The organism is Herminiimonas sp. CN (assembly GCF_000622895.1).
GTDB lineage: Bacteria > Pseudomonadota > Gammaproteobacteria > Burkholderiales > Burkholderiaceae_D > AVCC01.
On record NZ_AVCC01000008.1, the window covers coordinates 1 to 13,200 of the forward strand.

Consider the following 13,200-nt stretch of genomic DNA (forward strand, 5'->3'; position numbering starts at 1 on the left):
CGTATACTCCTATTATAAACTAAAAAAAGCGACCGCAAGGCCGTCTTTTTTGGTGCAGGAAGCCAGCGCATCAAACCCGCTTGTCGCACTCGATCAATGCATACGCGGAATGGTTGTGGATCGATTCGAAGTTCTCGGCTTCCAGCGTGTAAGCCAGCACCGCGGCTTCCTTATTTAGCATGCCGGCGACGTCGCGCACCAGATCTTCGACGAACTTCGGATTGTCGTAAGCGCGCTCGGTCACGTATTTCTCATCCGGGCGCTTGAGCAGTCCGTACAACTCGCAGGAGGCCTGCGCCTCGACCTTGGCGATCAGCTCGTCGACCTGCAGCTCGCCGCCCAGCACCGCGCTGATGGTGATGTGCGAGCGCTGGTTGTGGGCGCCGTAGGCGGAGATTTTCTTCGAGCACGGGCACAGGCTGGTGACCGGCACCAGCACCTTGATCGAGACTTCGGCTACGCCGTCCTTGATCTCGCCGCTGAAACCGACCTCGTAATCCATCAGACTTTGCACCCCGGAAATCGGCGCGGTCTTGTTGATGAAGTACGGGAAGGACAGCTCGATGCGGCCGGCATCGGCTTCCAGCAGGGTCATCATGCGGGCCATCAGGTCGCGGAACATGGCCACATCGAGGCCGCCGCGCTGCGCCGCATCCAGCCCTTCGAGCAGGGCGATGAAGCGCGACATGTGGGTGCCCTTCTGGTGCTGCGGCAAATGCACGTACATGTTCCAGCAGCCGACCGTGGCTTGCATGCCGTCTGCAGTTTTGATGGCGACCGGATAGCGCACGCCCTTGACGCCGACGCGCTGAATCGAAATACGCCGGGTGTCGGGCGTGCTCTGAACGTCGGGAATGGCTGTCATGGGATCACGGGTATTCATCAAAAAACCTTTGGGTTGGCGTGCAAGCGGGCTGCTGGCACGCTTCCACCGGATTATTCGGTTGCAACAGCCGGGCGCTGTGGCGCCGGCTGCAAAATGTCTTCAAACCGCTGCTGGATCGATGCCTGGATGCCCTTGGCATCGAGGCCGCACAGCGCCAGCAGTTGCGCGCTATCGCCGTGGTCGATGAAACGGTCCGGCAAGCCCAGCATCAGCAGCGGCTTGACGACGCCGGCCGCCGCCAGCGCTTCGGCCACTGCGGCGCCGGCGCCGCCCATGATGCATCCTTCCTCGACCGTCACCAGCGCAGCATGGCCGGCGGCCAGCTGCAACAGCAGTTCGACGTCAAGCGGCTTGACGAAACGCATGTTGGCCACGCTGGCATCGAGCGCCTCGCCCGCCTCGAGGCCGGGGGCAACCATGGTGCCGAAGGCCAGGATGGCAATCCCTTGTCCTGTCCGCTTGAGTTCGCCCTTGCCGAGCGGAATTGCGCTCAATGCAGGCGACACTGCCGCACCGGTGCCGGCACCGCGCGGATAACGCACTGCCGCCGGGCCATTATATTGGAAAGCGGTGGTGAGCATCCGACGGCACTCGTTTTCGTCGGATGCGGCCATCACGACCAGGTTCGGGATGCAGCGCAGGAAGGCCAGATCGTAGTTGCCGGCGTGGGTGGCGCCGTCGGCGCCGACCAGCCCGGCGCGGTCGAGCGCGAAAGTCACGTCCAGATTCTGCAGCGCGACATCGTGGATCAGCTGGTCGTAGCCGCGCTGCAGAAAGGTCGAGTAAATCGCCACCACCGGCTTCATGCCCTCGCACGCCATGCCGGCGGCGAAGGTCACCGCATGCTGCTCAGCGATGCCGACGTCGTAATAGCGTTTCGGAAACAGCTGCTCGAAGCGCACCATGCCGGAGCCTTCGCGCATCGCCGGCGTGATGCCGACCAGACGCGGGTCGGCTGCCGCCATGTCGCACAGCCAGTCGCCGAACACCTGGGTATACGTGACCTTGCCGGCGGCGGCCGGCTTGATGCCTTCGGCCGGGTTGAACTTACCGGGGCCGTGATACAGCACCGGATCGGCTTCGGCCAGCTTGTAGCCCTGGCCTTTCTTGGTGACCACGTGCAGGAACTGCGGCCCCTTCAGCTGCTTGAGGTTTTGCAGGGTCGGGATCAGCGCGTCCAGGTCGTGGCCGTCGATCGGGCCGATGTAATTGAAGCCGAATTCCTCGAACAGGGTGGCCGGCATGATCATGCCCTTCGCGTGCTCCTCGATGCGCTTGGCCAGTTCCAGCATCGGCGCCGGCAGCACGGTCTTGCCGACCTGCCGGGCGGCCGCGTAAAACTTGCCCGACATCAGGCGCGCCAGATAGCGGTTCAGCGCGCCGACCGGCGGCGAGATCGACATGTCGTTGTCGTTCAGCACCACCAGCAGGTTGATGTCGTCGTACACGCCGGCGTTGTTCAGCGCCTCGAACGCCATGCCGGCGGTCATCGCGCCGTCGCCGATGACCGCAATCGCATGCCGGTCCTCGCACTTGGTGCGGGCCGCCAGCGCCATCCCGAGCGCGGCCGAAATCGAGGTCGACGAATGGGCGGTGCCGAAGGTATCGTATTCGCTCTCGTCGCGGCGCGGAAAGCCGGAAATTCCGCCCAACTGGCGCAACGTGTGCATGCGGTCGCGCCGCCCGGTCAGAATCTTGTGCGGATAAGTCTGGTGGCCGACATCCCAGACGATGCGGTCTTGCGGCGTATTGAAGGCGTAATGCAGCGCGATCGTCAGCTCCACCGTGCCGAGGTTGGACGACAGGTGGCCGCCGGTCTTGGACACCGAATCGATGATGAAATGGCGCAATTCATCGGCCAGCGGCTTCAGTTGCGCGCGCGTCAATTGCCGCAAATCTGCGGGGCTGTCGATCTGTTTGAGTAAATTCATACTAGGCTTTCCGCTGCACGATCAGGTCCGCCAATTCGCGCAACCGCTGTGCCTTGTCTCCAAAAGGCAGAAGCGCCGCATGCGCATCCCGCCGTAACTGTTCCGCCAGGTCCGCCGATGTTTCCAGCCCCAGGATCGAGACATAGGTCGGCTTGTTGTCGGCCGCATCCTTGCCGGCGGTCTTGCCCAGCGTGGCCGAATCGGCGGTGGCGTCGAGGATGTCGTCGACCACCTGGAACGCCAGCCCGACGGCCGCTGCATAGCGGTCCAGCGCCTGCTCCTCCGCCGCCGTCAGCAGCTTGCCCGCCAGCGCGCCCAGCAGCACGGCCGCGCGCAGCAAAGCGCCGGTTTTCAGGCGGTGCATCTGCTCCAGCTGCCCCCGCGTCAGGCGCAGCCCGACGCTGGCCAGATCGATCGCCTGGCCGCCGCACATGCCGAGCGAGCCGGAGGCCTGCGCCAGCAGGCGCACCATCGCCAGCTTGCAGGCGGCGTCGCCGCCGCCCTCGGACAGCACCAGGAACGCCTGCGCCTGCAGCGCGTCGCCCGCCAGCAAGGCAGTCGCCTGGCCGAACTGGACATGCACGGTCGGCTTGCCGCGGCGCAGCGCGTCGTCGTCCATGCAGGGCATGTCGTCGTGCACCAGCGAATAGGCGTGGATCATTTCGACCGCGGCGGCGGCGCGCTGCAGCTGCTCCTGCTCGGCCGCGAACAATGCGCCGGCCGCGAACGTCAATAAAGGCCGGACCCGCTTGCCGCCATCGAGCGCGGCGTAGCGCATCGCCTGATGCAACTCTTCCGGCGCGCAGGCGTCCGCCGGCAAAAAGGATGACAGCGCCTGCTCGATCGTCGCCTGCACTGCCGCCATCCAGGCGCTGAATGATTGCCCGGCTGTCTGGTTGGTGTCCGTCATCTAGGCTTCCCCCGCCGTATCGGCATCGGCGGCAAAGGGCTTCAGCATCTCGCCTTGCAGCACCTTGACCTGGCTGTCCACGCGCTCAAGTTGCGCCGCACAATACTGGATCAGTTCCGAGCCGCGCTGATAGACGGCCACCGAAGCTTCCAGCGGCAAGCTGCCGGCCTCCATCTGCGCCACCAGTTGCGCGAGTTCGGCCATCGCGTCTTCAAACGAAGCGGGCACACCGGCGGGCGGCTGTTTTTTTGGCATAAGTGATCGGGTCAAGCTCTGAATGGATGGATAACCCGTTATTTTAGCAGCCTGCCGCCAGCCGCGATCAAACCAATACGGCGGCTATTTCTCAACCGGAATCATGGTCGTGCGCGGCACCGGCACTGCAGTCACCGAATTCTTCGGACTGCCCTTGAGCAGCTTGTCGGAATAGGTCAGATACACCAGCGTATTGCGCGCGGCATCGACCATCCGCACCACGTGCATGGTCTTGAAAACCAGCGAACGGCGCTCGGTAAATGCATCCTCCTGCTGCGGCAGCGCCTGCTTGAAGCGGATCGGACCGACCTGGCGGCAGGCAATCGAGACATCCGACACTTCTTCGGCCACCCCGACCAGCCCGGCCACGCCGCCGCGCTCCGGCTTCGATACATAGCAGGCCACGCCTTCTACCTTGGGATCGTCGTAGGCTTCCACCACCAGCTTGTGCGAGCCGACCAGCTTCCATTCGGTATTCACGCTGCCGATCTGCTGCGCCAGCGCCGGTCCGGCCAGCAGGGTCGAAAATACGTACAGCAACAGGATTTTGTACATGAGAATCACGCTTTCTGGGTCAGGAAAAAATATCAGTGTAAAGCTTTCAAGCGTGGCCGGCGGCAGCGAAGATGGCGCGATTACCTGCCAAAGCCGGGCCGGAAACCGGACCGCCGCCTGCGGTATAATCGCGTGTTCCGTCCAAAATTGCCGTTTTATTCCCTGAATAGTGGTTGTTGCGGATTTTTTTCACTCTTTGGTACCTTTCATACATTAGGGGGTGGGGATGTCCGATCTGGCTAATCTCGCCAATCTTTCACGCGCCGACGCGCAACTTCCGGTTCACGTGTATCACGATGCTGCGCTGCTGCAGCGCGAAATCTCGCAACTGTTCGAGCGCGGCCCGCGCTACGTCGGGCACGAGCTGATGGTGCCCAACCTCGGCGACTTCGCCACGCTGGCGCACGAAAACGAAGGCCGCATGCTGGTGCGCAACCGGCACGGCATCGAACTGCTGTCGAACGTCTGCCGCCATCGCCAGGCGCTGATGCTCAACGGCCGCGGCAACAGCAACCACATCGTCTGCCCGCTGCACCGCTGGACCTACGACCTGAAGGGCGAACTGCTGGGCGCGCCGCATTTCGACAAGACGCCGTGCCTGAACCTGTCGCAGACGCCGCTGCAGAACTGGAACGGCCTGCTGTTCGAGCAGAACGGCGTCGACGTGCGCAGCATCATGGCCCAGCTAAGCGTCACCAGGGACCTCGACTTCAGCGGCTACCTGCTGGACCACGTCGAAGTGCACGACTGCGACTACAACTGGAAAACCTTCATCGAGGTGTATCTGGAGGATTACCACGTCGAGCCGTTCCACCCGGGGCTCGGCAAGTTCGTCAGCTGCGACGACTTGCGCTGGGAATTCGGCCCCAACTACAGCGTGCAGACGGTCGGCGTGAACAACGGACTGCGCAAATCCGGCTCCGAGGCGTACCGCAAATGGCAGCAGCAGCTGCTGCAGTACGACAACGGCGCATTGCCGCCGCATGGCGCGATCTGGCTCACGCTGTATCCGAACATCATGGTCGAATGGTATCCGCACGTGCTGATCGTCTCGACCCTGTGGCCGCAAGGCACCGGCAAGACCCGCAACGTGGTCGAATTCTATTACCCGGAAGAAATCGCACTGTTCGAGCGCGAGATGATCGAAGCCGAGCGCGCCGCCTACATGGAAACCTGCATCGAGGACGACGAAATCGGCCAGCGCATGGATGCCGGCCGCCGCATCCTGATGGAGCGCGGCATCAACGAAACCGGTCCTTACCAGTCGCCGATGGAAGACGGCATGCAGCACTTCCACCAATGGTATCGCGCCAACATCGTCATTTAATCGATGAGAATCGATGGGTATAGCCTAAAACACCCCGTTTTTCACGTGATTCAGGCGACATTAAAAAATACATAGCTGCGTATTTGTTTCGAGAAGCATTTCCCGGTTAGGCGTGCTGCGCGCCACTGCATCGCCAGCACGATCATGGCCCGCACACGACGCACCCTACCCAAACGCCGGCAGCGTCACATCGACCCGCACTCCGCCTAAAGCGCCTTTCGGCGCGACCGCCATGCCGCCGCCGTACAGCAGCACGATTTCCTCCGCGATCGCCAGCCCGAGGCCGGAGCCGGCCTGCGCTTCGTCCAGCCGTTCGCCGCGCTGCCGCGCCAGCGCGCTGGCGACTTCGTCCGCCATGCCGGGGCCGTCGTCCTCGATCCGGATGCCGATCCGGGCATCGGGACCGGCATCCCGGATCAGTCCGATCTCGACCCGGCAGTGCGAATGCGCCCACTTGATTGCGTTGTCCATCAGGTTGCCGAGCAGCTCGATCAAGTCCTGGCGATCGATCGCCGCCTGCGCGCTCGCATCCCCTTCCACCGCGATCTCGACCTGCGGCGCGATCCGGCGCAGCGCGGCGGCGACTTCCTGCGCGATTGCCAGCGGATAAGCGCCGGTCTGCGCGCTGTGCGCGGCGCTGCGGGCCGAAATGCGGGCGCGCGCCAGATGGTGGGCCACCGTGCGGTTGAGCAGCGCAATCTGCTGCTGCGCCAGCGCCAGATCCGGCGCGCTGCTGGCCAGCGCATTGGTGGCCACCGTCAGCGGCGTCTTCAGCGCATGGGCCAGATTGCCGACATAGCAGCGGGCGCGCTCGACGGTCTGGTGATTCTCCGCCACCAGCGCATTGATTTCATGAAACAGCGGCGCAATTTCATCCGGAGCACTCAACGCCAGCCGGTCGTTCTGGCCTCGGCGTATCGCGTGCAACGCATGCTTGGCCTGGCGCAAGGGCCGCAAGCCGGCAATCACGATCGCGCACACGCCGGCCACCAGCAGCGCGCCGAGCGCTGTCAACCCGAGCAGCAGGGTGCGCCGCAGGCTGGCGATTTCACGCTCGGTATTGTCCTGCGTAATCGCGACCTGCACCCACACCGTTTGCGGGAAATCCGGCAGCGTAATGGCGCGCGCCAGCAACCGCACATTCTGATTGCGCGGGCCCTTGATGGTGCTCCACTGCGCGCCGCCGTTGCCGGCACGGGGCGGCGGCAATGTCTCATCCCACAGGGATTTGGAACGCAGCAGATTGCCGCTGGCGGTAATTTGCCAGTACACGCCGGACAACGGCTGCTCGAACTCCGGCGTGGGCAGGCTGTGCGGCAACTGCAGCCGGCCGCCGGCGTCGAATTCGACATTCGCGGTGACCGCGTCATGCAGCGCCGCGATGCGGGCGTCAGCAGCATCCTGCAACTGGCGCGTGGCGACCCGGTTCACGTACAGGCCGACCACGGTCAGGCCCAACGACAGCCATAGCGCGCACAGGATGACCAGGCGCAGCGTGATCGATTTCATTGCGGCGCGCCAGGCAACAGCATCCGGTAGCCCTGGCCGCGCAGGGTTTCGATCTTGTCGTCGCCGAGCTTCTTGCGCAGGCGCGCCACCAGCACTTCCAGGGTATTGCTGTCGCGGTCGAAATCCTGCTGGTACAGATGTTCGGTCAGTTCGGTTTTCGAGACCGGCCGGCCGGCGTGGTGCGCCAGATAGGCGAGCAGGCCGTATTCCATCGCGGTCAGGCGCACCGGCAGACCGGCCAGGCTGACGCTGTGGGTAATCGTATCGAGGTGCAGTTCACCGATCGCTATCACCGCGCTAGCGCGGCCCTGGCTGCGCCGCACCAGCGCATTGATGCGCGCCAGCAGCTCGGCCATCACGAACGGCTTGACCAGATAATCGTCGGCGCCGGCATTCAGGCCGTCAACCTTGTCGGTCCAGGCGTCGCGCGCGGTCAGGATCAGGACCGGCATCGTGCGCCCGCCTTGGCGCCACTGGCGCAGCACGGACAGGCCATCCAGTTGCGGCAGCCCCAGATCCAGGATTACCGCGTCATACGGCTCCGACTCGCCCAGGAACTTGCCTTCGCGCCCGTCCGGCGCCAGATCGACCGCATAGCCGTGTTCCAGCAGAACGGCCTTGATTTGCCGGGCGATTTCGAGGTTGTCTTCGACTACCAGCACCCGCATCAGCGCTTCTCCTGTACCTGGCCCCGGGTGCCGATGACACGGCCGGTTTGCGCATTGATTTTCAGCTTGTAGACGCGGCCGTTGGGCGGCAGCAGCTTGAGTTCGTAGACCCAGATGCCATCATAGCGCTCCAGTTCGCTCTTGACCATCCGGCCCGCATAGCGCTGCTCGACCTGGTCCATGATCTCGGACAAGGGCTTGATCTGCCCGGCGGCCACCGCGGCGCGGGCGCGATCGTGTTCGTCGCCATCGTCATCGGCATGCAGGCCGCCGGCGGCAAGCGCAAGCGCGACACTGAACAGGAATAGACGGAGCGTTTTCATAAAACCAAGCATGGCAACTCCAACATGAACGGCAGCTGAACGAAGCGATAAGCGCCGGTTCAGCACTGGGCAGCTAATGTACTGCCATGGCTTGCGCACTCCGTCGCCGGCCGCCAACCGGAGAGAGAAAAATGCAGAAAATCGTATTGCTGGTTTTATTGATGTTCGGCACTGCCGCCTGGGCAGCAGGCCCGCAAGACATGCTGCAACAGTATGAAGCATCTTCAGGCAAAGCTTCGGCACAGCGCGGCCAGCAGTTCTTCACCAGCAAGCACGGGCGCGAATGGAGTTGCGCCAGCTGCCATAGTGCAGTCCCGAACAAGACCACCCAGCACATCGTAACCGGCAAGAGCATCCTGCCGCTGGCGCCGGCGGCAAACGATCAGCGCTTCACCGATGCAGCCAAATCCGAAAAATGGTTCAAACGCAACTGCAACGACGTGCTGGTCCGGGAATGCACCTCACAGGAAAAAGTCGACATCATCGCCTGGCTGCTGACCATTAAATAAGTCGCAAATACAACATCGAACAAGGACACCATCATGCATCCAATCCCCCGTCTGATTCTCGCCGGCGGCTACGCAGCGCTGCTCTCCTCCTTCGCGCTGGCCGACAACGTCGGCATGCCCAACAGCATGCCGAAATCGTATGCAGCCGAATGTGCGAGCTGCCATATCCCGTATGCGCCTGGCTTGCTGCCGTCGAAATCCTGGCGCGGCGTCATGGGCTCGCTGGACAAGCACTACGGCACCGATGCCAGCATGGATCAGAAATCGGTGGCTGAAATTTCCGCCTGGCTGGACAAGTATTCAGCCGGCTCGCGCAAATTCGCCGAGCCGTCGCCCGACAACCGCATCAGCAGCAGCGCCTGGTTCGCCCGCAAGCACCGCGAAGTCGGCAAGGATGTCTGGCTGCGCGCCTCGGTCAAGAGCCGCGCCAACTGCGCGGCCTGCCACCAACAGGCGGCACAGGGCGATTTCGATGAAGACAACATCAGGATTCCGAAATGAAAACGCAGTCCCCCGCTCCGGCACGCCGGCAGAACCTTGAAAGCCAGCCGCACCAGCCGGCGCTGGTATGGGACCTGCCGGTCCGGGCCTTCCACTGGTCGCTCGCGCTGTCCTTCCTGGGGGCATGGCTGACTTCGGAAAGCGAACGCTGGCAGCTCTGGCACATCAGCTTTGGCTATTCGATGGCGCTGCTGATCGCGTTGCGCCTGGCCTGGGGCCTGACCGGCACCCGCTATGCCCGCTTCAGCGAATTTGTCCGGGGCCCGGCCGCGGTAGCCGCCTACCTGCGCTCCTGGCTGCAGCTGCGCCCGCGCCACTACGTCGGCCACAATCCGGCCGGCGCGCTGGCAATCCTGGCGATCCTGGGCGTGGCCGCGGCACTGACGGCCAGCGGCCACGCCAGCTACGCCGAGCTCGGCGGCGACTGGCTGTCCGAAGTCCACGAAGCGCTGGCAAACGTGCTGATGGCGCTCGTCGTGCTGCACATCGCGGCCGTGCTCCTGACCTCGCTGCTGCACCGCGAAAACCTGGTGCGCGCGATGCTGACCGGCAAGAAAATCGTGGCTGCAGGCGAGGAAATCCGTTCGGCCAGACCGCTGTTCGCGCTGATCCTGTTGGGATTGCTGGCGGGCTTGTGGTGGTTGATGTTTTTTGCCTGATGCAGCAAACGGCGGTCGCACGGCGCCCATTTCCGAAGGGCGGCAACCGGCCCGGAAGCGGCATCCAGCACCATGCTCAGCGACTGGTCGGTTCCGCCCCGCCCAATATGCGGTCACTCAAATGCGGCCACTCAATCTTTAGCATCATAAAACCGCGTCAAATTGCACCCGGCCTCTTTGGCTTCATACATTGCAGTGTCAGCCCATTTCAGAATATCGTTTGGACTGCCTTCGTGCTTGACGAAGACCACCACGCCGATACTTGCGGTGCAGTAATGCTCCAGCGTGGCATGCTTCTTTTCATCGCGGCTGATTGTCAGCAGATAGGGCTCAGACAAAAGGGTGCGGATTTTTTCCGCAACCCCCTCGGCTTGTGATCTCGATTCGGCTTTATCCGTATTCAGCTCGCCCAGCATCACCACAAATTCATCGCCGCCAAAGCGCGCCACGGTATCCATCTCCCGCACACAACTTTTCAGTCGATCCGCAGCCTCAATCAACAGTAAATCGCCAACCGCATGCCCATGCGTATCATTCAGCGGCTTGAAGTTGTCCAGATCAATAAACATCAGTGCGCCATAGCAACCATTGCGCTTGCCGGCTGCCATGACCTGGATCAAGCGGTCGTTGAGCAGACGACGGTTAGGCAGATTAGTGAGCGCATCGTAGAAAGCCAGTTGCCGCACCTGGTCTTCCATCTGTTTGCGCTTGGTGATTTCCCTGGTGATGCCGTGGTATCCGATAATCGCGCCATGCGCGTCGCGCTCGACTGTGGAAAAAACTTCCCCCCATAGCAGCTTGCCATCCTTGCAGCGGTGCTGCACCTCGAAGGTTCTGGAACTGCCCTGCATTCCGTGCTGTTCAGCCTCCTGCCTCTGCCGCATGATTTCCGTGACGGTTGCGATCCCCTCCGCGGTGAACATTTCAAAAACATGGTGCCCGACCACTTCATCTGCCCTATAGCCCCGCAGCAGTTCATCCGCCGGGCTGATATAGGTGATATGAAGATCGCGGTCTGTCTTCCAGACCACATCTGACACCCCCTCTGTCAGCAGCCGATACAGAGTCTCACTGTCACGAATTTTTTTCGCAGCAACACTGCGCTCAATGGCTATGCTGGCCAGACGGGCAGATTGCTCGATGATGGCAATGTCGGACTCCGCAGGCATGCGCGCTTCACGATAATAGATGGCAAGCGTGCCCAACACTTGCCCCGCTGCGGCGAGGATCGGCTGCGACCAGCATGCACCCAATCCCGCTCTGGCCGCGAGTTCTTTGTAGGCCTTCCAATACGGATGCGTCGCAATATCGCCAACGATGACGCGCTCTCCGGTAAATGCCGCAGTCCCGCAGCAACCAACGCCCATGCCGATTTCCATGCCGTCGATTGCGGCCCGATAGAAGTCGGGCAGGCTGGGTGCCGCACCGATACCGAGATGCCTGCCTGCTTCATCCAGCAACAGAATGCTGCAAAGCATCGCAGGCTTGAGCTGCTCCAGGCCGCGCACAATGGCGTCAAGAATGCCGGGGAGCGGCTCGCCTCCCGCCAGCAGTTCCAGCGTATGGCTGCGATATTGCTCGTACTGGCCAACCTGCTTGAGTTCGGTGATGTCCGTGTAAGTCGAGACGAAGCCGGCCACTTTGCCTTCCAGCTGCATGGCCCGCCCTTCGATCTCGATGGTCTGACCCTGCGGCCGGACGCGTTCGAGGCGATGCGGCTCGAAACGCAAGGCGAGATCGACCACCTGCCGCACCTTCTCCTCGGAATCTACCGCGCCGTACTCGCCATGCTCGGCGTTGTAGCGGACCATCTCCTCCAGGCTGACCCCGGCACGCATGAGATCGGGCGGCAGCCCCATGATATCTACGAAACGCTGGTTCCACAGCGCCACCTCAAGATTCTCGTCGATCACGGTAACGCCCTGCGGCAGGGTGTTCAGCACCGTATCAAGATAGGTCGCGTAACGTTTCGCTTCCTGTTCAGCACGCTTTCTTTCGGTGATATCGGTATAGATGGTGACAAAACCGCTGCCGTCGGGCAGCGGTTCGCCGCGAATTTCCAGCACCGTGCCGTTCGGTCGCGTGCGCTCATAGACATGCGCCTGCATGTCGTACGCCCGTTCCACTACGTCTTGCGCCAGCACTTCCGGGATGCCGGGGCCATACTCGCCGCGACGCGCATTGTAAATCGCCAGGTCATACATCGTCGGCAGTCCGCCTTCGAACATCGCAGCGGGAAAATCGAGCAGGCGCTTTAACTGTTCATTGCAGGCGATCATTTTCAGATCGGGATCGAACAGGGTCACGCCGCTTGGCAGAAAGTCGATAATGGTCTGCAGCACGTCGACTGATCCTGGCTGGGTTTTTCCGGCAGGCGCTTTCGGCATGTATCCCCTTTCTGATCTTGTCATTTTTTTCATGATTGCCGACCAAAACCGATGATGAACCGGTTTTTTCCTTATAGCAATCGAAAACAGTGCCTAAGAAAAAGTCCGCAGCATTGCGACCGGGCTCCACTGGAAACCATCCGTTTCCGACGCCGTACCGCTTGTGTTGCGGTCATTCAAGAACCGGGGGCGCATCAGCCTGACTATCGAGGCAGCAACCGTCCGGCGATTCCTGCTGCGTCATTCCGGCTGCTTGCCCGCTATCGCGCGACGATACGCGTGCATTTTCTGCTCCATCACCAGCGTGTGGTAACCCCTGGTCACCCGAACAATCAGCCAGGCGGTGTAGCAGAATGCAGCAACGAAGGCGAAACCTAAGCCCCACACGAGGCCAGCCCAGAGCGCTAGCCGCGCGCCTCCCGGCGCGCTGAATACTGCAGCCCCACCCGCCACGAACATATCGCCTAGCGCCAGCGCCAGCGCACCGCGCGGCGCGTAAAGTATGAGCAATCCCAGCAGCAGGCCGCCGATGAGCGACGGGATCACGATGCAGGCGGTGACGCGCACCATCTGGCGTTTGGTCGGCAACAGGGGATGGATATCGATTTCAGTTTGAGGTTCGATGCGCATGAAATTATGATCACGATCGACAGCCACGATCCTTCGGGGCTTGCGTCATTGATAAAAAGGAGCGAAGCATGGATTTTAGGTCGCCTTAGCTTACGTACAGATCAAATCGTTGTCTAGTGCCTAATGAAAAGCAGTTCTGAAGATGGGCGC

General features: G+C 62.2%; 15 protein-coding genes. 4 read left to right on the forward strand and 11 right to left on the reverse strand.

Going from position 1 to position 13,200, the window contains the following annotated elements; genetic code table 11:
* Window positions 1–70: 70 nt before the first annotated feature.
* The 6 genes from folE2 to HMCN_RS19085 all read right to left on the reverse strand — a co-directional run bounded on the left by folE2 (window position 71) and on the right by HMCN_RS19085 (window position 4,730).
* On the reverse strand, window positions 71–883 hold the full coding sequence (gene folE2, locus HMCN_RS0103250; RefSeq protein WP_025916027.1) for a GTP cyclohydrolase FolE2: 813 nt from the start codon (window positions 881–883) through the stop codon (window positions 71–73).
* Between the two features lie 53 nt (window positions 884–936).
* Window positions 937–2,817 (reverse strand): 1-deoxy-D-xylulose-5-phosphate synthase, encoded by a 1,881-nt coding sequence (dxs, locus tag HMCN_RS0103255; RefSeq protein ID WP_025916028.1) that lies wholly within the window; start codon window positions 2,815–2,817, stop codon window positions 937–939.
* Between the two features lies 1 nt (window position 2,818).
* Entirely contained in the window at window positions 2,819–3,727 is a 909-nt protein-coding gene (locus tag HMCN_RS0103260; protein WP_025916029.1) for a polyprenyl synthetase family protein, read from the reverse strand.
* Window positions 3,728–3,982 (reverse strand): exodeoxyribonuclease VII small subunit, encoded by a 255-nt coding sequence (locus HMCN_RS0103265; RefSeq protein WP_025916030.1) that lies wholly within the window; start codon window positions 3,980–3,982, stop codon window positions 3,728–3,730.
* A gap of 84 nt (window positions 3,983–4,066) precedes the next feature.
* A complete protein-coding gene (locus HMCN_RS0103270; RefSeq protein ID WP_025916031.1) occupies window positions 4,067–4,537 on the reverse strand; it encodes a CreA family protein in 471 nt (156 codons plus the stop codon).
* 46 nt (window positions 4,538–4,583) lie between these two features.
* Window positions 4,584–4,730: a hypothetical protein gene (locus tag HMCN_RS19085; protein WP_155837361.1), complete on the reverse strand. Its 147-nt coding sequence runs from the start codon at window positions 4,728–4,730 to the stop codon at window positions 4,584–4,586.
* Between the two features lie 33 nt (window positions 4,731–4,763).
* Here HMCN_RS19085 and HMCN_RS0103275 point away from each other — a divergent pair, with 33 nt between their 5' ends.
* A complete protein-coding gene (locus HMCN_RS0103275) occupies window positions 4,764–5,864 on the forward strand; it encodes an aromatic ring-hydroxylating dioxygenase subunit alpha (RefSeq protein ID WP_025916032.1) in 1,101 nt (366 codons plus the stop codon).
* 165 nt (window positions 5,865–6,029) lie between these two features.
* Here HMCN_RS0103275 and HMCN_RS0103280 read toward each other — a convergent pair whose 3' ends face one another.
* The 3 genes from HMCN_RS0103280 to HMCN_RS19090 are packed head-to-tail and all read right to left on the reverse strand — an operon-like array spanning window position 6,030 to window position 8,364.
* Complete coding sequence (locus HMCN_RS0103280; RefSeq protein WP_025916033.1) at window positions 6,030–7,373, reverse strand: HAMP domain-containing sensor histidine kinase; 1,344 nt, start codon at window positions 7,371–7,373, stop codon at window positions 6,030–6,032.
* On the reverse strand, window positions 7,370–8,041 hold the full coding sequence (locus HMCN_RS0103285) for a response regulator transcription factor (RefSeq protein WP_025916034.1): 672 nt from the start codon (window positions 8,039–8,041) through the stop codon (window positions 7,370–7,372). The genes HMCN_RS0103280 and HMCN_RS0103285 overlap by 4 nt, the downstream gene beginning before the upstream one ends.
* Window positions 8,041–8,364 (reverse strand): PepSY domain-containing protein, encoded by a 324-nt coding sequence (locus HMCN_RS19090; protein ID WP_051566732.1) that lies wholly within the window; start codon window positions 8,362–8,364, stop codon window positions 8,041–8,043. The genes HMCN_RS0103285 and HMCN_RS19090 overlap by 1 nt, the downstream gene beginning before the upstream one ends.
* 131 nt (window positions 8,365–8,495) lie before the next feature.
* Between HMCN_RS19090 and HMCN_RS0103295 the strand changes: the two genes are divergently transcribed.
* The 3 genes from HMCN_RS0103295 to HMCN_RS0103305 are packed head-to-tail and all read left to right on the forward strand — an operon-like array spanning window position 8,496 to window position 10,033.
* Window positions 8,496–8,873 carry a DUF1924 domain-containing protein gene (locus tag HMCN_RS0103295; RefSeq protein WP_025916036.1) on the forward strand — a complete coding sequence of 126 codons (378 nt, stop codon included), beginning with the start codon at window positions 8,496–8,498 and terminating at the stop codon, window positions 8,871–8,873.
* 33 nt (window positions 8,874–8,906) lie between these two features.
* Window positions 8,907–9,374 (forward strand): diheme cytochrome c, encoded by a 468-nt coding sequence (locus tag HMCN_RS0103300; RefSeq protein WP_025916037.1) that lies wholly within the window; start codon window positions 8,907–8,909, stop codon window positions 9,372–9,374.
* A complete protein-coding gene (locus HMCN_RS0103305; RefSeq protein WP_025916038.1) occupies window positions 9,371–10,033 on the forward strand; it encodes a cytochrome b/b6 domain-containing protein in 663 nt (220 codons plus the stop codon). The genes HMCN_RS0103300 and HMCN_RS0103305 overlap by 4 nt, the downstream gene beginning before the upstream one ends.
* 131 nt (window positions 10,034–10,164) lie before the next feature.
* Here the strand turns inward: HMCN_RS0103305 and HMCN_RS17215 are convergent, their stop codons facing one another.
* Window positions 10,165–12,453, reverse strand: coding sequence for a PAS-domain containing protein (locus HMCN_RS17215; RefSeq protein ID WP_081801388.1), 2,289 nt, complete (start codon window positions 12,451–12,453; stop codon window positions 10,165–10,167).
* Window positions 12,454–12,660: 207 nt separating this feature from the next.
* Window positions 12,661–13,050, reverse strand: coding sequence for a hypothetical protein (locus HMCN_RS0103315; RefSeq protein WP_025916040.1), 390 nt, complete (start codon window positions 13,048–13,050; stop codon window positions 12,661–12,663).
* Window positions 13,051–13,200: the final 150 nt, after the last annotated feature.

What these genes read in the sequence shown, in the direction of transcription:
- HMCN_RS0103285 (WP_025916034.1), bottom strand. Translation starts at nt 8,041, where the DNA reads ATGCGGGTGCTGGTAGTCGAAGACAACCTCGAAATCGCCCGGCAAATC.
- HMCN_RS19090 (WP_051566732.1), bottom strand. Translation starts at nt 8,364, where the DNA reads ATGAAAACGCTCCGTCTATTCCTGTTCAGTGTCGCGCTTGCGCTTGCC.
- dxs (WP_025916028.1), bottom strand. Translation starts at nt 2,817, where the DNA reads ATGAATTTACTCAAACAGATCGACAGCCCCGCAGATTTGCGGCAATTG.
- HMCN_RS17215 (WP_081801388.1), bottom strand. Translation starts at nt 12,453, where the DNA reads ATGAAAAAAATGACAAGATCAGAAAGGGGATACATGCCGAAAGCGCCT.
- folE2 (WP_025916027.1), bottom strand. Translation starts at nt 883, where the DNA reads ATGAATACCCGTGATCCCATGACAGCCATTCCCGACGTTCAGAGCACG.
- HMCN_RS0103265 (WP_025916030.1), bottom strand. Translation starts at nt 3,982, where the DNA reads ATGCCAAAAAAACAGCCGCCCGCCGGTGTGCCCGCTTCGTTTGAAGAC.
- HMCN_RS0103305 (WP_025916038.1), top strand. Translation starts at nt 9,371, where the DNA reads ATGAAAACGCAGTCCCCCGCTCCGGCACGCCGGCAGAACCTTGAAAGC.
- HMCN_RS0103300 (WP_025916037.1), top strand. Translation starts at nt 8,907, where the DNA reads ATGCATCCAATCCCCCGTCTGATTCTCGCCGGCGGCTACGCAGCGCTG.
- HMCN_RS0103270 (WP_025916031.1), bottom strand. Translation starts at nt 4,537, where the DNA reads ATGTACAAAATCCTGTTGCTGTACGTATTTTCGACCCTGCTGGCCGGA.
- HMCN_RS0103315 (WP_025916040.1), bottom strand. Translation starts at nt 13,050, where the DNA reads ATGCGCATCGAACCTCAAACTGAAATCGATATCCATCCCCTGTTGCCG.
- HMCN_RS0103280 (WP_025916033.1), bottom strand. Translation starts at nt 7,373, where the DNA reads ATGAAATCGATCACGCTGCGCCTGGTCATCCTGTGCGCGCTATGGCTG.
- HMCN_RS0103275 (WP_025916032.1), top strand. Translation starts at nt 4,764, where the DNA reads ATGTCCGATCTGGCTAATCTCGCCAATCTTTCACGCGCCGACGCGCAA.
- HMCN_RS0103260 (WP_025916029.1), bottom strand. Translation starts at nt 3,727, where the DNA reads ATGACGGACACCAACCAGACAGCCGGGCAATCATTCAGCGCCTGGATG.
- HMCN_RS0103295 (WP_025916036.1), top strand. Translation starts at nt 8,496, where the DNA reads ATGCAGAAAATCGTATTGCTGGTTTTATTGATGTTCGGCACTGCCGCC.